The sequence below is a fragment of the Streptomyces sp. NPDC048171 genome (genome assembly GCF_043202655.1).
Classification (GTDB): domain Bacteria; phylum Actinomycetota; class Actinomycetes; order Streptomycetales; family Streptomycetaceae; genus Streptomyces.
On sequence record NZ_JBIDAU010000006.1, the window covers coordinates 33,731 to 54,783 of the forward strand.

General features: G+C 71.4%; 23 protein-coding genes. 17 read left to right on the top strand and 6 right to left on the bottom strand.

Annotation, left to right across the window (positions count from 1 at the left end; translation table 11 throughout):
• The first annotated feature begins 109 nt into the window (after positions 1–109).
• The 3 genes from ACGF3J_RS17625 to ACGF3J_RS17635 are packed head-to-tail and all read left to right on the top strand — an operon-like array spanning position 110 to position 2,139.
• Positions 110–1,096 (top strand): ATP-binding cassette domain-containing protein, encoded by a 987-nt coding sequence (locus ACGF3J_RS17625; protein WP_161331374.1) that lies wholly within the window; start codon positions 110–112, stop codon positions 1,094–1,096.
• Positions 1,093–1,884 carry an ABC transporter permease gene (locus ACGF3J_RS17630; protein WP_161331373.1) on the top strand — a complete coding sequence of 264 codons (792 nt, stop codon included), beginning with the start codon at positions 1,093–1,095 and terminating at the stop codon, positions 1,882–1,884. The genes ACGF3J_RS17625 and ACGF3J_RS17630 overlap by 4 nt, the downstream gene beginning before the upstream one ends.
• A 48-nt stretch (positions 1,885–1,932) precedes the next feature.
• A complete protein-coding gene (locus ACGF3J_RS17635) occupies positions 1,933–2,139 on the top strand; it encodes a hypothetical protein (protein ID WP_393854258.1) in 207 nt (68 codons plus the stop codon).
• 18 nt (positions 2,140–2,157) lie between these two features.
• Here ACGF3J_RS17635 and ACGF3J_RS17640 read toward each other — a convergent pair whose 3' ends face one another.
• Entirely contained in the window at positions 2,158–3,195 is a 1,038-nt protein-coding gene (locus ACGF3J_RS17640; protein WP_393854259.1) for a helix-turn-helix transcriptional regulator, read from the bottom strand.
• A 146-nt stretch (positions 3,196–3,341) separates the two neighbouring features.
• Here ACGF3J_RS17640 and ACGF3J_RS17645 point away from each other — a divergent pair, with 146 nt between their 5' ends.
• Entirely contained in the window at positions 3,342–3,749 is a 408-nt protein-coding gene (locus ACGF3J_RS17645; RefSeq protein ID WP_161331371.1) for a VOC family protein, read from the top strand.
• Between the two features lie 381 nt (positions 3,750–4,130).
• Here the strand turns inward: ACGF3J_RS17645 and ACGF3J_RS17650 are convergent, their stop codons facing one another.
• Positions 4,131–4,526, bottom strand: coding sequence for a PLD nuclease N-terminal domain-containing protein (locus tag ACGF3J_RS17650; RefSeq protein ID WP_161331370.1), 396 nt, complete (start codon positions 4,524–4,526; stop codon positions 4,131–4,133).
• Between the two features lie 87 nt (positions 4,527–4,613).
• On the opposite strand from ACGF3J_RS17650, the gene ACGF3J_RS17655 reads away from it, so the two are divergent.
• The 3 genes from ACGF3J_RS17655 to ACGF3J_RS17665 all read left to right on the top strand — a co-directional run bounded on the left by ACGF3J_RS17655 (position 4,614) and on the right by ACGF3J_RS17665 (position 7,366).
• Complete coding sequence (locus ACGF3J_RS17655; RefSeq protein ID WP_161331369.1) at positions 4,614–6,071, top strand: menaquinone biosynthesis decarboxylase; 1,458 nt, start codon at positions 4,614–4,616, stop codon at positions 6,069–6,071.
• Positions 6,068–6,973: a menaquinone biosynthesis prenyltransferase MqnP gene (gene mqnP / locus ACGF3J_RS17660; protein WP_161331368.1), complete on the top strand. Its 906-nt coding sequence runs from the start codon at positions 6,068–6,070 to the stop codon at positions 6,971–6,973. Before ACGF3J_RS17655 ends, mqnP begins: the two co-directional genes overlap by 4 nt.
• Positions 6,974–7,147: 174 nt before the next feature.
• Positions 7,148–7,366, top strand: coding sequence for a DUF397 domain-containing protein (locus ACGF3J_RS17665; RefSeq protein WP_161331367.1), 219 nt, complete (start codon positions 7,148–7,150; stop codon positions 7,364–7,366).
• Between the two features lie 231 nt (positions 7,367–7,597).
• Here ACGF3J_RS17665 and ACGF3J_RS17670 read toward each other — a convergent pair whose 3' ends face one another.
• Positions 7,598–8,056 carry a hypothetical protein gene (locus ACGF3J_RS17670; RefSeq protein WP_161331366.1) on the bottom strand — a complete coding sequence of 153 codons (459 nt, stop codon included), beginning with the start codon at positions 8,054–8,056 and terminating at the stop codon, positions 7,598–7,600.
• A 39-nt stretch (positions 8,057–8,095) separates the two neighbouring features.
• Complete coding sequence (locus tag ACGF3J_RS17675) at positions 8,096–8,950, bottom strand: helix-turn-helix transcriptional regulator (RefSeq protein ID WP_161331365.1); 855 nt, start codon at positions 8,948–8,950, stop codon at positions 8,096–8,098.
• 272 nt (positions 8,951–9,222) lie between these two features.
• On the opposite strand from ACGF3J_RS17675, the gene ACGF3J_RS17680 reads away from it, so the two are divergent.
• The 8 genes from ACGF3J_RS17680 (at position 9,223) to ACGF3J_RS17715 (ending at position 15,186) form a co-directional block, all read left to right on the top strand.
• The gene (locus ACGF3J_RS17680) at positions 9,223–9,897 is read left to right on the top strand and encodes a UbiX family flavin prenyltransferase (RefSeq protein ID WP_393854260.1); all 675 of its coding nucleotides are present in this window, start codon (positions 9,223–9,225) and stop codon (positions 9,895–9,897) included.
• A 67-nt stretch (positions 9,898–9,964) separates the two neighbouring features.
• The gene (locus ACGF3J_RS17685; protein WP_064729209.1) at positions 9,965–10,420 is read left to right on the top strand and encodes an Lrp/AsnC family transcriptional regulator; all 456 of its coding nucleotides are present in this window, start codon (positions 9,965–9,967) and stop codon (positions 10,418–10,420) included.
• A 60-nt stretch (positions 10,421–10,480) separates the two neighbouring features.
• Positions 10,481–11,644 (top strand): aminofutalosine synthase MqnE, encoded by a 1,164-nt coding sequence (gene mqnE, locus ACGF3J_RS17690; RefSeq protein WP_386934644.1) that lies wholly within the window; start codon positions 10,481–10,483, stop codon positions 11,642–11,644.
• 136 nt (positions 11,645–11,780) lie between these two features.
• On the top strand, positions 11,781–12,305 hold the full coding sequence (locus ACGF3J_RS17695; protein WP_161331362.1) for a GNAT family N-acetyltransferase: 525 nt from the start codon (positions 11,781–11,783) through the stop codon (positions 12,303–12,305).
• Between the two features lie 83 nt (positions 12,306–12,388).
• A complete protein-coding gene (locus tag ACGF3J_RS17700; RefSeq protein WP_161331361.1) occupies positions 12,389–12,700 on the top strand; it encodes a DUF4229 domain-containing protein in 312 nt (103 codons plus the stop codon).
• A gap of 153 nt (positions 12,701–12,853) precedes the next feature.
• The gene (locus ACGF3J_RS17705; protein ID WP_312023977.1) at positions 12,854–12,955 is read left to right on the top strand and encodes a putative leader peptide; all 102 of its coding nucleotides are present in this window, start codon (positions 12,854–12,856) and stop codon (positions 12,953–12,955) included.
• A 72-nt stretch (positions 12,956–13,027) separates the two neighbouring features.
• Positions 13,028–14,368, top strand: a complete 1,341-nt coding sequence (locus ACGF3J_RS17710; RefSeq protein ID WP_161331360.1) for a dicarboxylate/amino acid:cation symporter — start codon at positions 13,028–13,030, stop codon at positions 14,366–14,368.
• A 140-nt stretch (positions 14,369–14,508) separates the two neighbouring features.
• Positions 14,509–15,186 (top strand): TetR/AcrR family transcriptional regulator, encoded by a 678-nt coding sequence (locus ACGF3J_RS17715; protein WP_161329615.1) that lies wholly within the window; start codon positions 14,509–14,511, stop codon positions 15,184–15,186.
• Here ACGF3J_RS17715 and ACGF3J_RS17720 read toward each other — a convergent pair.
• Both ACGF3J_RS17720 and ACGF3J_RS17725 read right to left on the bottom strand, forming a co-directional pair.
• Complete coding sequence (locus tag ACGF3J_RS17720; protein ID WP_161329616.1) at positions 15,171–16,052, bottom strand: MaoC family dehydratase; 882 nt, start codon at positions 16,050–16,052, stop codon at positions 15,171–15,173. The two genes, ACGF3J_RS17715 and ACGF3J_RS17720, sit on opposite strands and share 16 nt — an antisense overlap.
• Positions 16,052–17,353 carry a 3-oxoacyl-ACP reductase gene (locus ACGF3J_RS17725; RefSeq protein ID WP_161329617.1) on the bottom strand — a complete coding sequence of 434 codons (1,302 nt, stop codon included), beginning with the start codon at positions 17,351–17,353 and terminating at the stop codon, positions 16,052–16,054. Before ACGF3J_RS17725 ends, ACGF3J_RS17720 begins: the two co-directional genes overlap by 1 nt.
• A 112-nt stretch (positions 17,354–17,465) precedes the next feature.
• Between ACGF3J_RS17725 and ACGF3J_RS17730 the strand changes: the two genes are divergently transcribed.
• Together ACGF3J_RS17730 and ACGF3J_RS17735 are read left to right on the top strand one after the other, a co-directional pair.
• The gene (locus ACGF3J_RS17730; protein WP_161329618.1) at positions 17,466–18,752 is read left to right on the top strand and encodes an acetyl-CoA C-acetyltransferase; all 1,287 of its coding nucleotides are present in this window, start codon (positions 17,466–17,468) and stop codon (positions 18,750–18,752) included.
• 223 nt (positions 18,753–18,975) lie between these two features.
• Positions 18,976–20,904: a long-chain fatty acid--CoA ligase gene (locus ACGF3J_RS17735; RefSeq protein ID WP_161329619.1), complete on the top strand. Its 1,929-nt coding sequence runs from the start codon at positions 18,976–18,978 to the stop codon at positions 20,902–20,904.
• The last annotated feature ends 149 nt before the right edge of the window (positions 20,905–21,053 follow it).

A 21,053-nucleotide genomic window follows, 5' to 3' on the forward strand; every position in this document is an offset into this window, starting at 1 on the left:
GGGCTCTCGCTCCACTCAACCCAGCTCTCCGTCGTTTTCACCCCCCTTCATTCTTCGAGTCATTCCTCGAGTCATCCTTCGAACGGGAGGGCCCGTGCCTTCTTCTGTCATGTCCACATCCATTCCGGGCGGCGAACTGCACGCGCCCGCCGCTGTCTCCGCCGTCGGCCTGCGCAAGTCGTACGGCGACAAGGTCGTGCTCGACGGGATCGATCTGCGCATCCCGGCCGGGTCCGTATTCGCGCTGCTCGGCCCGAACGGTGCCGGCAAGACCACCGTCGTGAAGATCCTGTCCACGCTCGTCACCGCCGACGGCGGGCAGGCCCAGGTCGCGGGCCACGACCTCGCCGAGGCACCCGCCGGGGTGCGGGCGGCAATCGGGGTCACCGGCCAGTTCTCGGCCGTGGACGGGCTGATCACCGGCGAGGAGAACATGCTCCTCATGGCGGACCTGCACCACCTGTCCAAGCGCGACGGACGGCGGGTCGCCGCCGAACTGCTGGAGCGGTTCGACCTGGTGGAGGCCGCCAAGAAGCCCGCCCAGAGCTACTCCGGCGGCATGAGGCGGCGCCTCGACATCGCCATGACGCTGGTCGGCGACCCCCGGATCATCTTCCTCGACGAGCCGACCACCGGCCTCGACCCGCGCAGCCGCCACAACATGTGGCAGATCATCCGCGAGCTGGTCACGGGTGGCGTCACCGTCTTCCTGACCACCCAGTACCTGGAGGAGGCAGACGAACTCGCGGACCGCATCGCTGTGCTGAACGACGGCAGGATCGTCGCCGAGGGCACCGCCGAGCAGCTCAAGCGGCTCATTCCCGGCGGCCACGTCACACTCCGCTTCGCCGACCCCTCCGCGTACCGGAGCGCCGTCGTCGCACTGCGCGACGTCACCCGCAACGACGAGGCGCTGTCGCTGCAGATGCCCAGCGACGGCAGCCAGCGCGCGCTGCGCTCCGTCCTCGACCGGCTCGACTCGGCCGGGATCGAGGCCGACGAGCTGACCGTGCACACCCCCGACCTGGACGACGTGTTCTTCGCCCTCACCGGCCCCGCCAACGTCCCCGACCAGTTCATGGAGACCGCCCGATGAGCTCCCTCTCCGACGTTGTCCGCGACTCGAACACCATGCTGCGGCGCAACCTGCTGCACGCGTGGCGCTACCCGTCCGGGACCCTGAACCTGCTGCTCACGCCGATCATGATGCTGCTGCTCTTCGTCTACATCTTCGGCGACGTGATGAGCGTAGGAATCGGTGGTGGCGGCGCGGACCGCTCCGACTACATCGCCTATATCGTCCCCGGCCTGCTGCTGATGACCGTAGGCAGCACCGTGATCGGGGCCGCGGTGTCCGTCTGCGTGGACATGACCCAGGGCCTCACCGCCCGCTTCCGCACCATGGCGATCTACCGGGGCTCTCTGCTCGTCGGGCATGTCGTCGGCGGCGTACTGCAGTGCTTGATGAGCGTGGTCCTCGTCGGCGCCGTCGGCGTGGCGATGGGCTTCCGGTCCACGGACGCCTCGGCACTCGAGTGGATCGCGGCGTTCGGGCTGATCACGCTGTTCGCCCTGGCACTCACCTGGATCGCGGTCGGGATGGGCGCGGCCAGTCCGAACCCCGAGGCGGCCGGCAACATGGCCATGCCGCTGATCCTCCTGCCGCTCATCTCCAGCGCCTTCATCCCGGCCGACACCATGCCCGGCTGGTTCCGGCCGATCGCCGAGTACCAGCCGTTCACGCCCGCCATCGAGACGCTGCGCGGGCTCCTTCTGGGCACCGAGATCGGCAACAACTGGTGGATCGCCATGGCCTGGTGCCTCGGCCTCACGCTCCTCGGCTACCGCTGGTCGACGGCACAGTTCAGCCGCGACCCCAAGTAGACGCGGTTGAAGCGGCGTTCGACCACGTTGTGATGGCTGCAGAGCCCGGTGCCAGGGCGGCGAGACCGGACCGGTGCTCCCTCCACTGACCGGCGTCGCGCCCTGGCTCGCCCGGCCGCGGCGGTCGGCCTCGTGGTCCTCCAGCTCGGCGCGACCGGGGCGCACCTGCGGCTCGGGGACCGCGAGGCCGCCCTCGACCGCACGCTGCTCGCCACCGCGACCGTCACCGTCCGGCTCGCCACGACCTGGCTGTGACGCGGCGGGCGGGGCGCCTCAGCCGTGAGGCGGGGTGCGCCGGGCCGAGTCCATCAGCCGGCCCGCGAAGTCCGCGACGAGATCCCGCAGTTCCTCCGGCCGCTCGACGGCGAACGGGCGGTCCAGCGAGGCGAGGACACCGGGCAGCCAGTCCAGTCGCTCGACCCGCATCTCGACCCGCGACCAGGTCTCCGGCTCCGGCGCCGAACGGGCCGCCCCGGCACCGGCCCCGCCGCTCACCCCGCCGGGTCCCGGCGCCTCCGCCCCCATGATCGCCACGCTGCCCGGCAACCGGGTGCGGATCTCCTCGGCCGTCCCCTGGACCCACACCGTCACCGCGTGCCGGTAGGGGGCGGTGGCCAGCGCCGTCAGGACCCGCTCCGCCGGGTCGGGACCGGCCGGCGGTTCGAAGGAGCCGGGCAGGATCCGCACCCCGGCGACGCGGTCCAGCCGGAACGTCCGGTCGGCACCGACCGAGAGGTCCCGTCCGGTCACGTACCAGCGGCCGGCGTGCGCGACGAGCCCGTACGGGTACAGCGTGCGTTCGCCGTCCCCGCCCCGACCGCCGGTGTACCGCATCGCCACCGGCCGGTGATGGCGTACCGCGTCGGCGACCGGGAGCAGGACCGCGGTCTCCGGGGCGGCCGACTCGGCCGGCGGGGCCGTGAAGGCGACGGAGTCCAGTACGGCGTCCAGGCGGCGGCGCAGGCGCTCCGGCAGCACCCGCCGGATCTTCGCCGCCGCCGTCTCGCCCGCCGCGTCCGCCGCCGCGGTGAGCCCGGTCCGCCGCCCGGAGACCAGACCCAGCAGTACGGCCAGTGCCTCGTCGTCGGTCAGCATGAGCGGCGGCATGCGGTGGCCGGGGGCGAGCCGGTACCCGCCGTAGCGGCCGCGTACCGACTCCACGGGGACGTCGAGGTCGATGAGGTGGTCGACGTACCGGCGCACCGTGCGCTCGGCGACGCCCAGCCGTCCGGCGAGGTCGGCGACGGTCCGGACGCCCCCGGCCTGGAGCAGTTCGAGCAGGGTGAGTACGCGCGACACGGGACGGGACATGCCCGCAAGTCTGCCGCCGATACCGGCCGGATTGTGACCGGTATTGCTCCTAGCGTGAGGACGCAAGCAGCGAGCAGCGAGCAGCGATTCGTGAGCAACGGGCCGCAAGCAGCGGGCCGCAAGCAACGATCGGCCAGGAGGCCCCCATGAACCTCGTCTCTCTCCGCGTCATCACGCACGACGTCGCCCGCCTCGTCGACTTCTACGAGCGCGTCACCGGCGTGCGCGCGGACCGGGCCACCGAGGACTTCGCCGAACTGCGCACCCCCTCCGGCACGCTCGCGATCGGCAGCACCCGTACCGTCCCGCTCTTCGCCCCCGGCTCCGCCCACCCGGCGGACAACCGGAGCGTCATCATCGAGTTCCTCGTCGACGACGTGGACGCCATGCACCGGGATCTGAGCGGCTTCGTCACGGAGTTCGTCAAGGAACCCACGACGATGCCCTGGGGCAACCGCGCTCTCCTGTTCCGTGACCCCGACGGCAACCTGGTCAACCTCTTCACCCCGGTGACCCCGGCGGCCGTCGAGAAGTTCGCCGACTCCGCCCGCTGACGGCCCCCTGTGCTGGACCGGCGACGGCGTCTGGACCCACCTGACCGGAGTCCGCGACGGCCGGACCCGCAAGCTCCGCCGCTACGTCAACGGCGTCCAGGAGACCGACGCCACCGGCGCCGCCCCCGCCACCGGCGCCTTCATGACCGGCCGGGCCTCCTACGACGGAACGCCCGCCGCTTCTACGGCGCCCTCCACAGCGGGGTCTGCAGCTCACAGAGCGGTCAGGAGTGGCGCCTGGGCCCGGGCGACTCCGTCGTCGCCACCAACACCGGCAGGTGCATGGAGGAGTCGACGGTGAGCGGCATGCTCATGATGCAGACCTGCGACGGCTCCGCGCTCCAGCGCTGGACCCGGGGGTGAGGCGCGGCGCGTGACGGGTCACTTCCCGCCGCGCCCGCCGTCCGGGCGGTCGTCCTTGTCGGCGTCGCGGTCCTTGCCGCCGTCCCCGTCCGCGTCACCGTCCGTGTCGCGGGCGTCGTCCTCGGCCGGGCCGTGGTCCGGCTCCTTGCCCAGCGACTTCAGGAAGTCGGGGTTGTCGTCCGGCGCGACCCACTGCCGCCGGCCGCCGCCCGCCCAGGGCGACGCTCCCGCCGGCTGCCGCTTCTTGCCGGCGATGATCCACGAGACCGACCCGACCAGCGGGAACAGCAGCACGAGGATGGCCCAGAAGGGCTTGGGGATGTACCGCACGTCCTCGTCCTTCGTGCTGATGCAGTCGATGAACGCGTAGACGCTCAACGCCAGGGGGATCAGGAACATCAGCACCCGGAGCATGGGGCCTCTCCAGCGGAAGCGGGGGTGGGGACGCGTGACGGCCCCCAGGTACAGGGTCAGGGTAGCGGCTCGGGGATACTGGACGGCATGGCTTACGACGATCTTCGCTCCCTGCTCAGGGCGCTGGAGCGCGAGGGCGACCTCAAGCGCATCAAGGCCGAGGTGGACCCGTACCTGGAAGTCGGGGAGATCGTCGACCGGGTGAACAAGGCCGGCGGCCCCGCCCTCCTCTTCGAGAACGTGAAGGGCTCCGACATGCCCCTCGCGATGAACGTCTTCGGCACCGACCGCCGCCTGCTCAAGGCCCTCGGGCTCAAGTCGTACTCCGACATCTCCGACAAGATCGGCGGCCTGCTCCGTCCCGAGCTGCCGCAGGGCTTCGTCGGGATGCGCGAGGCGTTCGGGAAGCTCGGCACGATGACGCACGTGCCGCCGAAGAAGGTGAAGCCGGGCAGCGCCCCCGTCCAGGAGACCGTCCTCACCGGCGACGACGTCGACCTCGACCGGCTCCCCGCCCTCTTCACCTGGCCGGACGACGGCGGCTCCTTCTTCAACCTGGGTCTCACCCACACCAAGGACCCGGAGACGGGCATCCGGAACCTGGGCCTGTACCGGCTCCAGCGCCACGACAAGCGCACCATCGGCATGCACTGGCAGATCCACAAGGACAGCCGGAACCACTACCAGGTCGCCGCCCGGCGCGGCGAGCGCCTGCCGGTCGCCATCGCCTTCGGCTGCCCGCCCGCCGTGACCTACGCCTCCACCGCCCCGCTCCCCGGCGACATCGACGAGTACCTGTTCGCCGGCTTCCTGCAGGGCAAGCGGGTCGAGATGGTCGACTGCAAGACGGTCCCGCTCCAGGTCCCCGCGCAGGCCGAGGTCGTCATCGAGGGCTGGCTGGAGCCCGGCGAGATGCTCCCCGAAGGGCCCTTCGGCGACCACACCGGCTTCTACACCCCGCAGGAGCCGTTCCCCGCCCTCAAGATCGACTGCGTGACGATGCGGAAGCGCCCGCTCCTCCAGTCGATCGTGGTCGGCCGCCCGCCGACGGAGGACGGCCCGCTGGGACGGGCGACGGAACGCTTCTTCCTCCCGCTCCTCAAGATCATCGTCCCGGACATCGTGGACTACCACCTCCCCGAGGCCGGCGGCTTCCACAACTGCGCGATCGTCTCGATCGACAAGAAGTATCCCAAGCACGCCCAGAAGGTCATGCACGCCATCTGGGGCGCCCACATGATGTCCCTGACCAAGCTGATCGTGGTCGTGGACTCCGACTGCGACGTCCACGACCTGCACGAGGTCGCCTGGCGCGCGCTCGGCAACACCGACTACGGGCGCGACCTGACCGTCGTGGAGGGCCCGGTCGACCACCTCGACCACGCCTCCTACCAGCAGTTCTGGGGCGGCAAGGCGGGCATCGACGCGACGCGGAAGCTGCCCGAGGAGGGCTACACGCGCGACGGGGGCTGGCCGGACATGGTGCTGTCCGACCCGGAGACGGCGGCGAAGGTCGACCGCCGCTGGAAGGAGTACGGACTGTGACGTCGGCATCCGCCGCGCTGCCGCATCAGCCGGGGCGTACCAAGGCGTTCCTGCGCCTGGTGATGATCGAGCACTCGGTCTTCGCCCTGCCCTTCGCCTACATCGCCGCCCTGACCGCGATGTACGAGTGGGACGAGAACATCCACTGGGGCCGGCTGCTCCTGGTCACCGTCGCCATGGTCGGCCTGCGCACCTTCGCGATGGCGGTCAACCGGATCATCGACCGCGAGATCGACGCCCGCAACCCGCGCACCGCCCACCGCGAGCTGGTCACCGGCGCGATGTCGGTCCGGCACGCCTGGACCGGCGCGCTGATCGCCCTGGCCGTCTTCCTGGGCGCGGCGGCCCTGCTCAACCCGCTCTGTCTGGCCCTCGCCCCCATCGCGGTCGTGCCGATGGTGGTCTACCCGTACGGCAAGCGGTTCACGAACTTCCCGCAGGCGATCCTCGGCCTCGCCCAGGCGATGGGCCCGATCGGCGGCTGGCTCGCCGTCACCGGCAGCTGGTCCTGGGACGCGGTGATCCTCGGCCTCGCGGTCGGCATCTGGATCGGCGGCTTCGACCTGATCTACGCCTGCCAGGACGTCGAGACGGACCGCGAGGTCGGCGTGAAGTCGGTCCCGGCCCGCTTCGGCGTCCCGGCGGCGATCTGGGGCGCCCGCGCCTGCCACACGGTGACCACCGCGCTGTTCGTCTGGTACGCCCTCGCCACCGACGCCGGCGTCCTCTTCTGGCTCGGCCTGCTGATCGTCGCGGGCGCCTTCGTCTACGAGCACACCATCGTCCGGCCCACCGACCTGAGCCGCCTCAACAGGGCGTTCTTCAGCGTCAACGGATTCATCGGCATCGCCCTGTTCGTGTGCGCCCTGCTTGATCTGCTGGTGCGGGGCCTCACGGTCTGAGTGCTCCCGTGCGCCGCGGTGCGCCCCGTTCCTGGCCGGAGGGCGACTGTTGAAGAGGTACGGCGGGGGGTAAGACTCTTCAGACGTGTGGCGTTCTGCGTCGAGTCCCGACGGGCAGGGCGCCGGCGGAGCGTCAGCCCGGTTCGTGCGGTGCGGTGCGGGGAGGGGGCGGCATTGACCGAGGACCGGGGTGCGGTTCACTGGCGGAAGAGCACCTACAGCAACGACGACGATCCGAACTGCTGCGAGGTCGCCCTTCTCCCGGACGAGATACGCGTACGGGATTCCAAGTTGCCACACTCCTCGGTGCTGAGGTTCGCGCCCGACGCCTGGCGGGCCGCGCTGGCCCTGTTCCTGGCTCTCGGCACGGGACGGCACGAGGCGCGGCCATGATGGACTCGGACCACATCTCGGGACGGGCTATGAGCAGCGAACAGCGGGACCACGGGGCGGGCAGGGGCACCGGCGTCGTCGGCTATTGCCTGGTGACCGGGGCGGTCGCGTCCGGTACCGGCGCCGGAGTCTCCCTGCTGGGCGCGGACGCGTGGGTACGGGGGGTCCTCTGGCTGACCGTCCTCGTGGCGATGGCCGGCGCGGCGGGCTGGTGGTGGGTGCGGTCCCCGGCTACAGCGCGTCACTGGACGGTGGATCTTCTGGTGCGTCCGGCAACGCGGGACGCAGGGTCTCGAAGAGCTTGATAAACGTGCGGACGAGCATCGGGCCGCCGGTGACGGAACCGATCCAGCAGATCTCCGGCGGCACCCCCATCCGTATCCCGGCGTAGGCCACCAGGACCGACACCCCCGAGAAGAAGAGCACCAGCGCCGCCACGTTGCGGGCGACGCGCAGCACGTCGTTCACATGGGCCCGGCGGCGCCGGATGCGGGTGTCGGCCTCGGTCTTCTTCCACCGGAGCAGGCGCCCGCACGCCTCACGGCTGCTGAGCACCAGCCTGACGAGGGATGGACTCGTCGGTGGCCGACGGGGCCCGGGGGCGGTGACAGGACGTGCGGGGTCCACGCTCGCCGCCGCGCGGCCCGCCTCCTGCTTGCGGCGCTTGTTCCGCCCCTTGTCCGTTGTCATTGAGTGTCCCCCCAGGCCCCGGCGGCACGAATTCGGGTGTCAGGTGGAGTGGTATCCGACGATGAGATCGTCGATCAGCGCCACGGTGTCCTCCTCGGAGAGGGCCTTGGTCCGCAGGTCCTCGAAGCACTCCTGGTAACGGGCGACCGCTTCGCGGTCGTCACGGATCGTGGCCACGCCGCCCGGCCCGGCCACGTACAACACGTCCTCGTCGTCCTTGAAGCCCAGCAGGAAGAAGCTGCTGTCCAGGCTGTCGTGGGCGCCGGCGGTGAGGGGCAGGGCCCGCAGCACGGCCTTCCGCCGGGTGATCAGGTCCTTGAGGAAGGACAACTGGCGCCGCATGACCGCCGGTCCGCCCACCTGGCGGCGCAGGGCCGCCTCGTCGAGGATGATCTCCACCGCCGGACCGTCGTCCTGGAGGATCCGCTCCTGACGGGCGAGGCGGAGGTCGACGCGCTGCTGGACCTTGGTGAGGGTCCGGCCCACCGCGAAGAGCGCGCTGATGTAGTCCGCGGTCTGCAACTGCCCGGGGATCAGGCTCGGGTGGTAGCCGCGGATATCGGTCGTCGCGCTCTCGTAGCCCAGGTACTGGCTGAACGGCGGGGTGATGACGTCGTTGTACGGCGTCCACCACGACTGGCCCTTGCTGCCTCGGGCCGCCTCTTCCAGATCGGCGACGACCTCGGGGTCCTCGACGCCGTACTCGTGGAGCATGGCCCGCAAGTCGGTGACGGAGAGGCTGACAGTACCGGCCTCGATGCGGATCACCTTCGACAGTGACCACTCGAGCGCGTCCGCCGCCTCCCGCTGGGTCAGCCCTCTCTTGTCACGGGCCGATTTGAGGGCGAGGCGCAACTTGCGGCGGTTGAGGCTGGGGTCGACGGCCGTGGGCATGGCGCTCCTTCGACTAGGTGACAGCGGCACCCCGACACTTGGCGTGCCGAAACCTGCCCATCCTAGAGGGTACTTTCTGCCGCCTTCACTTGGAGGGGGCCATTCGGCCGTATGCGGAGAGACGCCGTCGCATAGCATCTACCCGAAAGACAGGTGGCTAATCGATATGGTCTGGAGTAGACCTCGGAGTGGCACACGTCACATGGCGGCTGATGCCCCTCGCGGCGGCGGACGCGTCTGAGGTCTGCTCCGCGCGCCGGTAGGCTCAAGATGTGAACCCAGGAGAAGTGCAGCGTACGCCTTGGATCGTGGGGGTCTCCGGAGCTTCCGGCACCCCATACGCCGCCGCCGTGCTGCGCGCGCTGCTCGCCGCCGGCGAAAGCGTCGACCTGGTGGTCAGCCGGGCCTCGCGGCTCACCCTGCTCGACGAGACCGGCATCTCCTTCCGCGACGCCCACTGGCGGCACGACCTGCGCGAATGGCTGGCCCGCGGAGCCGACGGCAAGCCCGGCACCTTCGACGTGGACGTCTCCGGCGTACGGCACTGGAGCGCGGGCGACCTCGCGGCCGGGCCGTCCTCCGGGTCGTACCCGGTCAAGGGCATGCTGATCGTGCCCGCCTCGACGGCCTGCGTCGCGGGCGTCGCCCTCGGGCTCTCGAAGGACCTGCTGCAACGGTCGGCGAGCGTGACCCTGAAGGAGCGCCGCCCGCTGGTGGTGGCCGTGCGGGAGACCCCGCTGGACGGCCGGACGCTGCGGCACCTGGTGGCCCTGGACGACGCGGGCGCGAGCGTGGTGCCGGCCTCGCCCGCCTTCTACGCGGGCGCGACGCACATCCAGGACCTGGTGGACTTCGTCGCCGGACGCGTCCTCGACGCGGCCGGGGTCGGACACGATCTCTACCGCCGCTGGCGCGGCGACCTCGGCGGGGCGCGCCCCACCACCTGAGCACCATCTCCCCCCACACGTTGGTTACCCACATCTTCAGAACTCTTCAGTGGAAGGCTTCGATCGCATGGACGCGGTGGACAGGCAGCTCATCCAGGCCCTGAGGGAGAACGGCCGGGCCTCCTACGCGGAGCTGGGGCGCCTCGTCGGACTGTCGGGACCCAGCGTCACCGACCGCATCAACCGGCTGGAGGCGGCCGGCGTCATCACCGGCTACCGGGCGACCGTGGACTCCGCCTCGCTCGGTCTCGGCGTCATCGCCCTGATCGGCATCTCGCTCTCCGACGCCGCCGACCACGAGGACGTGGCGCAGCGGCTGAAGGACCTGAGCGAGATCGAGGACTGCTGGTTCATCGCCGGCGACGACTCATACATGCTCAAGGTGCGGGCCACCGACGTGGACGGCCTGGAGAGCATCATCCGCCGCCTCTCGGGCACCAAGGGCGTCTCCCGCACCCGCACCACCATCGTGCTCTCCACGAAGTGGGAGAACCGGGTGGGCGAGCTGCCCGAAGAGGTCTGACAACCAGGTCGGACACCGGGGGCGTACGGTTTACGAGTCTGTCTCAGAAAGAGGTATCGCATGGACGCCGGGCTCAAGCGGGAGCTGGAGCAGAAGGTCCGCTCCGGGGAGCGGCTGACCCGCGAGGACGGCATCGCGCTGTACGCGTCGGACGATCTCGCCTGGCTCGGCGGCCTCGCGCACGAGGTGCGGACGCGGAAGAACGGCGACGTCGTCCACTTCAACGTCAACCGCCACCTCAACATGACCAACGTGTGCACCGCCTCCTGCGCGTACTGCTCCTTCCAGCGCAAGCCGGGGGAGAAGGACGCGTACACGATGCGCATCGAGGAGGCGGTGAAGCTCGCCAAGGCGATGGAGGGCGAGAACCTCACCGAGCTGCACATCGTCAACGGCCTGCACCCGAACCTGCCGTGGCGCTACTACCCGCGCTCCCTGCGGGAGTTGAAGGCCGCGCTGCCGGACGTCTCGCTCAAGGCGTTCACCGCCACCGAGATCCACCACTTCGAGACCATCTCCGGGATGTCCGCCTCCGACATCCTCGACGAGCTGATCGACGCCGGTCTGGAGTCCCTGACCGGCGGTGGCGCGGAGATCTTCGACTGGGAGGTGCGGCAGCACATCGTCGACCACCGCACCCACTGGGAGGACTGGTCGCGCATCCACCGTCTGGCGCACGAGAAGGGTCTGAAGACCCCGTGCACCATGCTCTACGGCCACATCGAGGAACCGCGCCACCGCGTGGACCACGTGCTGCGCCTGCGCGAACTCCAGGACGAGACCGGCGGCTTCCAGGTCTTCATCCCGCTGCGCTACCAGCACGACTTCGTCGACATGAAGGACGGCAAGGTCCGCAACCGGCTCCAGGCGCGCACGCAGATGGCGACCGGCGCGGAGGCCCTCAAGACCTTCGCCGTCTCGCGTCTCCTCTTCGACAACGTCCCGCACGTCAAGGTCTTCTGGGTCATGCACGGCGTCCAGACGGCTCAGCTGGCCCTCCAGCACGGCGCGGACGACATGGACGGCTCGGTGGTCGAGTACAAGATCACCCACGACGCGGACGACTTCGGCACGCCGAACAAGCTGACGCGGGAGGATCTGCTCGACCTGATCCGCGACGCGGGGTTCCGTCCGGTGGAGCGGAACACGCGGTACGAAGTCCTCCGTGAGTACGAGGGGCCCGACGCGGCACGTCGGGAGTCGCCGCAGCCGATGCGGGTGTGACGTCTCCGGTTGTCTCTCGGGTGCGGGTGAGTGGGTGGTTGCTCGCGCAGTTCCCCGCGCCCCTGCCAGGGGTGCGGGGAACTGCGCTACCAGCCACATCCGGCCCGCACTTTCAGGTAATGGTTACCATGGCTCCGTGTCCCTTACCTTCGCCTTCGATCCGCCCGTCACCCCCGACCTCCGCGACGGCGTACTCGACCTGTGGACCGACGTCACCAACGCCGGCGGTTCCGTGGGCTTCGTGCCGCCCGTGACGCGGGAGGACATCCGTCCCGAACTGCTCAAGCACCTGACCGGCATGGCCGAGGGCCGCACCCGCCTCCTCGTCGGACACGACGCCGAGGGGCAGGTGGCCGCCACCGCGTTCCTCGCCCTGAACACGCACCGGCTGATGGGTCACTGGCTGTGGCTCTACACGGTGATGGTCCACCCGCGCCACCAGGGCCGGGGCTACGGCCGGGACCTGATGACCGCCGCCGCGGACGCGGCCCGCACCGTCGACGGCATCGAGGCGATACGCCTCACCTGCCGCGGCGGCCTCGGCCTGGAGCGGTTCTACGAGTCCTGCGGCTACAAGGAGGTCGGCCGGGTGCCCGGCGCGATCCGGGTGGCCCCGGGCGACGACCGCGACGACATCTTCCTCCTCCTGCCACTGGCCTGACTCCACCCCCCTGCGGGACGCGTACCCCGGCATGCTTCACTGGGCAGTGCCTCTTTGTGCCAGAAACGGAAGAGTGGATTGAGATGCTCCGGTACACGCTGATGCGGCTCGGGATCTTCGTGGCCTGCCTCATGGTCGTCTGGGGCCTCGTCTACGCCGGCGCGCTCCCGCGCGGCCTCGGTGACTCCAACGGCATGTGGGTCATCCTGCTCGCCCTGCTGATCTCGGCCCCCATCAGCTACGTCGCGCTGCGCAAGGAGCGGGACCGGGCCTCCGTCCAGGTCGTCGGCCGGGTGGACCGCATGAAGGCCAACCTGGAGGCCAACCGCGGCCAGGAGGACCTCGCCGACGACTCCGCGCGGGCGCAGGCGCGGACGCGGGAGCAGACCTCGTAACGTCCGTCACACCACGCGCAACACCACGCGCACGCCCCGGTCTCCTGATTCACAGGAAACCGGGGCGCTTTGCGTTTTGCGGGCGATAGTGGACTTCAGCCTCTCAAAGATAGGCTTTGAGTGTCCCAAAGTATGGGTGTTAAAGTCGTGTGCATGAAGCAAGCAGCCGCGCCCGCCACACCGCCGAGCCTCGGGCTCGTGGCGCGCCTGCACGTGGACCTCTGTCGGTGCGCGTCCGCGAACTGTCGCCCCTGACGTTCTCCCCCATCCGTCGTTCTCCACGTCAGTCCAGCGCGTCCGTCCCCGCGTCCCGTCCCCCTACGGAGCATGTCCGTGTCTTCAGAGACTTCAGAGTCTTCAGTGTCGTCAGTCACGAAGTACTTCAAGGTGCCCTTCTGGGCCCAGATACTCGCCGGCCTCGTGCTCGGCGTCCTGCTGGGCTGGCTGGCCCGCAGCCAGGACATATCCTGGCTGGTCACCACCCTGGAGAAGGTCGGTGACACCTTCATCGGCCTGCTGAAGCTGGCCGTCGCACCGCTCGTCTTCTTCGCGATCCTGGTGTCGATCACCAACCTGCGGAAGGTCAACAACGCGGCCCGCCTCGCGTCCCGCACCCTCCTCTGGTTCATGATCACCTCACTGATCGCGGTGGCCATCGGCCTCGTCATCGGCCTGGTCACCAACCCCGGCGCCGGCACCGGCCTCACCCCGGCCGACGGCGCCAAGCCCGAGAACACCGGGTCCTGGATCGACTTCCTGACCGGCATCGTGCCGACGGACGTCATCACCCCGTTCACCGAGCTGAACGTCCTCCAGATCGTCTTCATGGCCGCCGTCGCCGGCATCGCCGCCCTCCAGCTCGGCGAGAAGGCCCAGCCGATCCTCAACCTGAGCGAGTCGATCCTCGAACTCCTCCAGAAGGCCCTGTGGTGGGTCATCCGCCTCGCCCCGCTCGGCACCGTCGGCCTCATCGGCAACGCCATCGCCACCTACGGCTGGGACCTGATCGGCAAGTACGCCACCTTCACCGCCGACATCTACGTCGGCTGCGCCATCGTGATGTTCGTGGTCTACCCGGTGCTGCTCGCCACCGTCGCCAAGGCCAGCCCGATCCAGTTCTTCAAGGGCGCCTGGCCCGCGATCCAGTTGGCCTTCGTCTCCCGCTCCTCGGTCGGCACCATGCCGCTGACCCAGAAGGTCACCGAGCGCCTCGGGGTCCCGAAGGAGTACGCGTCCTTCGCCGTGCCGTTCGGCGCGACCACCAAGATGGACGGCTGCGCCGCGATCTACCCGGCGATCGCCGCGATCTTCGTCGCGCAGATCTTCGACATCCAGCTCGGCATCGGCGACTACCTGCTGATCGCCTTCGTCTCGGTGGTCGGCTCCGCTGCCACGGCCGGCCTCACCGGCGCCACGGTCATGCTGACCCTGACCCTCTCCACCCTGGGCCTGCCCATGGAGGGCGTCGGCCTGCTCCTGGCCATCGACCCGATCCTGGACATGATGCGCACCGCGACGAACGTCGCCGGACAGGCGCTGGTCCCGGTCATCGTCTCGGCCCGCGAGGGCATCCTCGACCGCAAGGCCTACGACCACGCGCACACCTCGCCGATCGACGAACCGGAGCGCGAGAAGCAGGCACCGGAGCCGGTCCCGGCCGCCGCCTGAGCACTGGCCCACCCGACACAGGACGCCCCGCGCCGGCACTCGGCGCGGGGCGTCCTCCGTCGTGCCGCGCGGGCTCGACGGCGCGGAGTGCGCGGCGGTGGCGTCCTGATCACCGCCGCGCGGACCGTACGCTGATGCGCATGGGTGCCGGGAAGACCAAGCGGATGCCGCGTGCGGTGCGTGAGCAGCAGATGCTGGACGCCGCCGTGCGCGTCTTCGGACAGCGCGGGTACATGGCGGCGTCGATGGACGAGATCGCCGAACTGGCGGGTGTCTCCAAGCCGCTGGTGTACCTGTACCTGAACTCGAAGGACGACCTGTTCACCGCGTGCATCAGGCGCGAGGCCCGCGCGCTCACCGAGGCGGTCCGGGCCGGTGTGCGGCCGGGGCTGTCCGCCGACGGGCAACTGTGGTCGGGGCTGCGGGCGTTCTTCACGCACACCGCGCGGTTTCCGGACGCGTGGCGGGTGCTGCACCTGCACGCCCGTACCCATGGTGAGCGGTTCGCTGCCGAGGTGGCGGCGATGCGCGAGGAGATCGTCGCGTTCGTGACGCAGCTCATCGCGGCGGCGGCGCGGGACGCGCACCGCGATCCGCATCTGCCCGAGGGCGAGGTCGCCGGGCTCGCCGAGGCGCTGGTCGGTGCCGCCGAGTCGCTCGCCGACTGGGCGGGCGCCACCGAGGGCGTCACCGCGAGGCAGGCGGCGGCGACCCTGATGAACTTCGCCTGGGCGGGCCTGGGCGACCTGATGGCGGGCCGCCCCTGGTCCGAGCCCGAGGACGCCGGACCGGAGCCGCTGGCTCAGGCCGCCGGGTAGGGCCGCACCTCGCCGGACAGGTGCAGCCGTCGCCCGGAGTCGCCGCGCAGCTCGAAGCGGCCGGCCTCGGCCCCGTACGTCACCGTCCCCGGCAGCAGTACCGGCGCCCGGAACTCCGCCCGCACCGTCGTCGCGTCCGGTGTCCCGTGCTCGGCGAGACAGCGGGCCACGGTCCACATGCCGTGCGCGATGGCCCGAGGGAAGCCGAAGAGGCGGGCGGTGAGGGGGTGCAGGTGGATGGGGTTGCGGTCCCCGGAGGCGGCACCGTAGCGCCGTCCGACGTCACCGGCGAGGCGCCACTCGCGGTGGGGAGCGCTGCTGGGACCGGCGGAGGCCGGGGTGGGCGGCCCGTTTTCCCGGCCGGAGGACCTCGCATCCCCGTGCCGGGCCAGGTAGGTGCTGCGTGACTCCCACACCGGCTCCCCGCCGGCCCGGACCTCCGTCGCCACCGTGGCCTCGGTGCCGCGGTGGTGCGGGGCCAGGCCCTCGACGTACGTGGTGAGTTCGTACGCGGCGGTCGTGGGCATGACGGCGTACCGGGTGATGGCGATCGACGTGTGGACGAGCCCGAGCAGCGGGAGCGGGAAGTCCCGGCCGCTCATCAGGCGCATGGCGAGCGGGAAGCCCAGGACGTGCGGGTACGTCACCGGAAGCGCGTCCTCCCCGGTGGGGAAGCCGCACACCCGCTCGTACGCCGCCAGCCGCGCCAGGTCCACGCGCTGGCCGGGCAGGACCAGCCGGGTGCGGGGGAGGTCCGCGTCCGGGCGGGGCCGCTTGAGGGGTGACAGCAGGGCACCGCGGGCGAGCAGCGGCGCGAGGGCGGGTGGCCCGGTCAGGGTCGTGGTCGTGGGCTGCGCGGTGGTCATCACGCCCCCAGCAGGCTCTGGCCGCAGACCCGGACGACCTGGCCGTTGACCGCGCCGGAGGCCGGGTGGGCGAGCCAGGCGGTGGTCTCGGCGACGTCGACCGGCAGGCCGCCCTGGGCGAGGGAGTTCATGCGCCGGCCCGCCTCGCGGATGAAGAGCGGGACGGCCGCGGTCATCCTCGTCTCGATGAACCCGGGCGCCACCGCGTTCACCGTCACCCCGTGCCCGGCCAGCGCGCGCGGCGCGAGCGAGCGGACCAGGCCGGCGATCCCCGCCTTGCTCGCGCCGTAGTTGGTCTGGCCCGCGTTGCCCGCGAGCCCGGCGATGGAGGCCGTCGCCACGATCCGCCCGCCCCGGTTGACGGCGCCCGCGGCGAGCAGCGCGTCCGTGGTGCGCAGCACGCTCGCGAGGTTGACGTCGAGGACGGAACTCCAGCGCTCGGCGGGCATGTTGGCCAGGCGCCGGTCGCGGGTGATGCCGGCGTTGTGGACGAGGACGTCGATGCCGCCGGGCACGGCGGCGGCGATGCGCTCGCCCGCGTCGCCGGCCGTGATGTCGAGCGGGAGGGCGGTGCCGCCGAGGCGTTCCGCGGCCCGGCGTGCCTCGTCCTCGGCCTGCGGTACGTCGAGGACGACGACCTGGGCGCCCTGTCCGGCCAGTGTCCGGGCGACGGCGGCGCCGATGCCGCGGGCGGCGCCGGTGACGAGTGCGGTGCGTCCGGCCAGCGGGAGTTCCCAGTCGTCCGGGGTGCTGGTGACGCCCGGCTCGCCGACCTCGACGACCTGCCCGCTGACGTAGGCGGAGGCGGGGGAGAGGAGGAAGCGGAGGGTGGACTCGGCGGCGTCGGCGTGGGCGGCGTCGGCGAGCCGGACGAGGTTGACCGTCCTGCCGCGCCCGATCTCCTTGCCGAGTGAGCGGGTGAAGCCCTCCAACGCCTGCTGGACGGCGGCCTGGTGGTGGTCGGCCGGGTCGGGCGGGGTGCCGAGCACCACCACTCGTCCGCTCGTCGCGACGGACCGTACGACGGGGTGCAGCGCGGCGTGCACCTCGGCGAGCGCGTCGACGTCCCGCACTCCGGTGGCGTCGAGGACGACGGCGGCGGGGCGGCCGGTGTCGTCCGGGCCGAGGCCGGTGCGGGCGAGGACGGGCGCGAGGTCGTGGACGGTCTTGCCGGCGGTGAGGTGCAGCAGGCCGCCGGAGAAGGCGCCGCGTTCCAGCGGGGCGGGTTGCGGCAGCCCCAGTCGCCGGGTGAGGAAGCGGCCGGGCGCGGTGCCGGTGAAGCTGAGATAGCGGTCGGCCATGTCCTGTCTCCCCAAGCCCTTGGTCATACCCACGTGGACATATCCACATGTGCTTACTCTGGAGTAAGGTTACCGGAGGTAAGCCTACGTCACGGGTGAGGAGCAGGTCGAGATGAGCCCTCTGGCAGCGCAGCCCGCGCGCCGCGTCGCGGTCATCGGCGGCGCCCGCGTCCCCTTCGCCCGCTCCGACGGGCCCTACGCCACCGCGTCCAACCAGGAGATGCTCACCGCGGCCCTCGACGGCCTGGCCGGCCGCTACGGCCTCCAGGATCCCGGCGCCGTCGGCGAGTTCGTGGCCGGCGCGGTCCTCAAGCACAGCCGCGACTTCAACCTCGCCCGCGAGACGGTCCTCGGCTCGGCGCTCGACCCGCGCACCCCGGCGTACGACATCCAGCAGGCCTGCGGCACCGGGCTCCAGGCCGTGATCGCCGCCGCCAACAAGATCGCCCTCGGGCAGACCGAGTCGGCGATCGCGGGCGGCGCGGACACGGCGAGCGACGCCCCGCTCGGCGTCAACGACCGACTGCGCCGCATCCTGTTGGAGGCCCGCCGCGCGAAGTCCCTCGGCGGCCGGGCGAAGGCGCTGGCGAGGATCCGCCCCGGCCACCTGGTCCCCGACATCCCGCGCAACGCCGAGCCGCGCACCGGCCTCTCGATGGGCGAGCACGCCGCGGTCACCGCCCGGGTCTGGGGCATCGCCCGCGAGGCCCAGGACGAGCTGGCCGCGACCAGCCACCAGCGGCTTGCGGCGGCCTACGAACGCGGCCTGTTCCAGGACCTCGTGGTCCCCTTCCGCGGCCTGGCCCGCGACCAGAACCTGCGCCCGGGCTCGACGGTGGAGAAACTGGCCGCGCTGAAGCCGGTGTTCGGGCTCTCCGGCGCCGAACCGACCATGACGGCGGGCAACTCCACGCCCCTGACCGACGGCGCGGCCACCGTGCTGCTGGCGAGCGAGGAGTGGGCCGAGGCCAGGGGCCTCGAACCGCTGGCGTATCTGACGGCGTACGAGACGGCGGCCGTGGACTTCGTCGGCGGCGACGCGGCCGGCGGCGAGGACGGGCTGCTGATGGCCCCGGCGTACGCGGTCCCGCGCATGCTGGAGCGCGCGGGGCTGGGCATCGAGGACTTCGACCTCGTCGAGATCCACGAGGCGTTCGCGTCCCAGGTGCTGGCCACGCTGGCGGCCTGGGAGAAGCGCGGTCTCGCCCCGGTCGACCGGGCCCGGCTGAACGCGGCCGGCTCCTCCCTCGCCACCGGCCACCCCTTCGCCGCGACCGGCGCCCGAGTCGTGGCGACCCTGGCCACCCTGCTCGCCGAACGGGAGGGCCCGGGGCGCGGACTGATCTCGGTCTGCGCGGCGGGCGGCCAGGGTGTGACGGCCATTCTGGAACGAACGTGACCTACCCTCAGGTAACCCCCGAGACTGCACACCCCCGGCGCCGGACCATCCCCGAACGCGCACCAACTCCCCACGCGAGCCCCGTACGATCCCGAGACTGACCGCCGGTAACCCCGCCTGCCCGGTACCGGCGATGAACGCCTCGGCGCGCGAGGCACGTACGTCATGCAGCAGAGCACCGACCGCAGAGCGGTGTCGCCGCTGCACGTCCCAGGAGCCGCCCGTGTCCACCCCGCTTCCCTCCTTCGCCGCATCCGCCGCCTACGCCGACTCGCCCGGCCCCACCCTGGTGGCGCCCGAGACGCGGCGGCTGGACGGCGCCGTACGGGAGGCCTACGTACCGCCGTTCGCCCCGCCGGTGCGCCGCGGGTCCCTCGCCGACCTGCCCTTCGACAACGCGGCGGCCGTCCCCGGCCAGGTGGTCCTCAGCCGCCGCTCGGCGGACGGCGACTGGTCCGACGTGACGGCGGCGGACTTCGCCGACCAGGTACACGCCGTGGCCAAGGGCCTGATCGCGGAGGGCCTGATGCCGGGCGACCGCATCGCGATCATGGCGCGGACGACGTACGAGTGGACACTGCTGGACTTCGCCGCGTGGGCTGCCGGCCTGGTCACCGTCCCGGTCTACCCGACCTCCTCCCTCTTCCAGACCCGCTGGATCCTCCAGGACTCCGGCGCGGTCACCCTCGTCACCGAGACCACCGCGCAGGCCGCCGCCCTCGGCCCCGAGCTGGACCGCTTCCCCGATCTCCAGCACCTGTGGGTCATGGAGAAGGGGCACGTGGAGCGGCTGGCGGAGCTGGGCGCGCAGGTGCCGGACGCGGAGGTCGAGGTGCGGCGCGGCATGCTGGGTCCCAGCACTCTCGCCACCCTCATCTACACCTCCGGCACCACCGGCCGCCCCAAGGGCTGTGTGCTCACCCACGGCAACTTCTTCGCCGAGGTGGACAACGCGATCGAGCTGCTCTACCCCGTCTTCAAGGCGGAGACCGGCGAGGAGCCCTCGATCCTGCTCTTCCTGCCGATGTCCCACGTCTTCGGCCGCATGGTCGCCGTCGCCTGCGTCCGCGCCCGGGTCCGCCTCGGCCACGCCCCGAGCCTGAAGCCGGAGGACCTGCTCCCCGACCTCGCCGCCTTCCGCCCGACCTGCCTGCTGACCATCCCGTACATGCTGGAGAAGATCTACAACAGCGCCCGCGCCAAGGCCGAGTCCGGCGGCCGCGCCTCCGCCTTCGACCGCGCCGCCTCGGTGGCCGTGCGCTACGGCGAGGCCCGGGAGGCCCACCAGACCGGCACGGGCGGCGGTCCCGGCCGCGGCCTGAAGACCGCCCGCGCCTTCTACGACCCCCTCGTCTACCGCAAGATCCGCAACGCCATGGGCGGCCAGGTCAAGTACGCCATCTGCGGCGGCTCCCCGCTCGGCCGCCGCCTCGCCGCCTTCTACGCCGGCGCCGGCATCGAGATCTTCGAGGGGTACGGCCTCACCGAGACCACGGCCGCGGCCACGGTCACGCCCCCGCTCAAGCCGCGCCTCGGCACGGTCGGCTGGCCGCTGCCCGGCACCCGTATCCGCATCGCCGCCGACGGCGAGATCCTCGTCGCCGGCGAGCAGGTCCTGCACGGCTACTGGGAGCCGCAGGCGGGCGGCGTCGTCCCGGCCGCCCCCGACGGCTGGTTCGCCACCGGCGACATCGGCAGCCTGGACGACGAGGGCTACCTGACGATCACCGGCCGCAAGAAGGAACTGCTGATCACCGCGGGCGGCAAGAGCGTGGCCCCGGCCCCGCTGGAGAACTGGCTGCGCTCCCACCCCCTCATCTCCCAGTGCATCGTCCTGGGCGACCGCCGCCCCTACGTCTCCGCCCTGTTCACCCTCGACCCCGACGGCGTCACCCACTGGCGCCGCATGAACGGCAAGCACCCGGTGCCGCCGGAGCTGCTCACCGACGACGAGGAGGTGCTGGCGATCCTCCAGCGCGCGGTCGACGAGGCCAACAAGCTGGTCTCCCGCCCGGAGTCCATCCGCCGCTTCGCCGTCCTGCCGAGGGACTTCACGGAGTGGGAGGGCCACCTGACCCCCTCGATGAAGCTGCGCCGAGAGGTGATCATGCGGGACTTCGCGGGCGCGGTGGAGGGGCTGTACGACACGTAGACCGCGCATCCGCCCCAGGGCCTGTCCGGCGGATCATGCCGCAGAGGCGGGGTCTGGCACGCCCATTCGCGGCGTAGTCGCCGGTTGCCGACTCCCCCACGCCCGGCTTTGCTCGCGCGGGGGACCCCAGCGCGTTGTCGCCCTCCTCC

Bases quoted from the DNA above. Each gene is read 5' to 3' on its own strand.
- ACGF3J_RS17655 (WP_161331369.1), top strand. From the start codon at position 4,614: ATGGCTTACGACGATCTTCGCTCCCTGCTCAGGGCGCTGGAGCGCGAG.
- mqnE (WP_386934644.1), top strand. From the start codon at position 10,481: ATGGACGCCGGGCTCAAGCGGGAGCTGGAGCAGAAGGTCCGCTCCGGG.
- ACGF3J_RS17715 (WP_161329615.1), top strand. From the start codon at position 14,509: ATGGGTGCCGGGAAGACCAAGCGGATGCCGCGTGCGGTGCGTGAGCAG.
- ACGF3J_RS17650 (WP_161331370.1), bottom strand. From the start codon at position 4,526: ATGCTCCGGGTGCTGATGTTCCTGATCCCCCTGGCGTTGAGCGTCTAC.
- ACGF3J_RS17730 (WP_161329618.1), top strand. From the start codon at position 17,466: ATGAGCCCTCTGGCAGCGCAGCCCGCGCGCCGCGTCGCGGTCATCGGC.
- ACGF3J_RS17625 (WP_161331374.1), top strand. From the start codon at position 110: ATGTCCACATCCATTCCGGGCGGCGAACTGCACGCGCCCGCCGCTGTC.
- ACGF3J_RS17725 (WP_161329617.1), bottom strand. From the start codon at position 17,353: ATGGCCGACCGCTATCTCAGCTTCACCGGCACCGCGCCCGGCCGCTTC.
- ACGF3J_RS17705 (WP_312023977.1), top strand. From the start codon at position 12,854: ATGAAGCAAGCAGCCGCGCCCGCCACACCGCCGAGCCTCGGGCTCGTG.
- ACGF3J_RS17670 (WP_161331366.1), bottom strand. From the start codon at position 8,056: ATGACAACGGACAAGGGGCGGAACAAGCGCCGCAAGCAGGAGGCGGGC.
- ACGF3J_RS17630 (WP_161331373.1), top strand. From the start codon at position 1,093: ATGAGCTCCCTCTCCGACGTTGTCCGCGACTCGAACACCATGCTGCGG.
- ACGF3J_RS17640 (WP_393854259.1), bottom strand. From the start codon at position 3,195: ATGTCCCGTCCCGTGTCGCGCGTACTCACCCTGCTCGAACTGCTCCAG.
- ACGF3J_RS17720 (WP_161329616.1), bottom strand. From the start codon at position 16,052: ATGACCACCGCGCAGCCCACGACCACGACCCTGACCGGGCCACCCGCC.
- ACGF3J_RS17645 (WP_161331371.1), top strand. From the start codon at position 3,342: ATGAACCTCGTCTCTCTCCGCGTCATCACGCACGACGTCGCCCGCCTC.
- ACGF3J_RS17675 (WP_161331365.1), bottom strand. From the start codon at position 8,950: ATGCCCACGGCCGTCGACCCCAGCCTCAACCGCCGCAAGTTGCGCCTC.
- ACGF3J_RS17685 (WP_064729209.1), top strand. From the start codon at position 9,965: ATGGACGCGGTGGACAGGCAGCTCATCCAGGCCCTGAGGGAGAACGGC.
- ACGF3J_RS17710 (WP_161331360.1), top strand. From the start codon at position 13,028: ATGTCCGTGTCTTCAGAGACTTCAGAGTCTTCAGTGTCGTCAGTCACG.
- ACGF3J_RS17700 (WP_161331361.1), top strand. From the start codon at position 12,389: ATGCTCCGGTACACGCTGATGCGGCTCGGGATCTTCGTGGCCTGCCTC.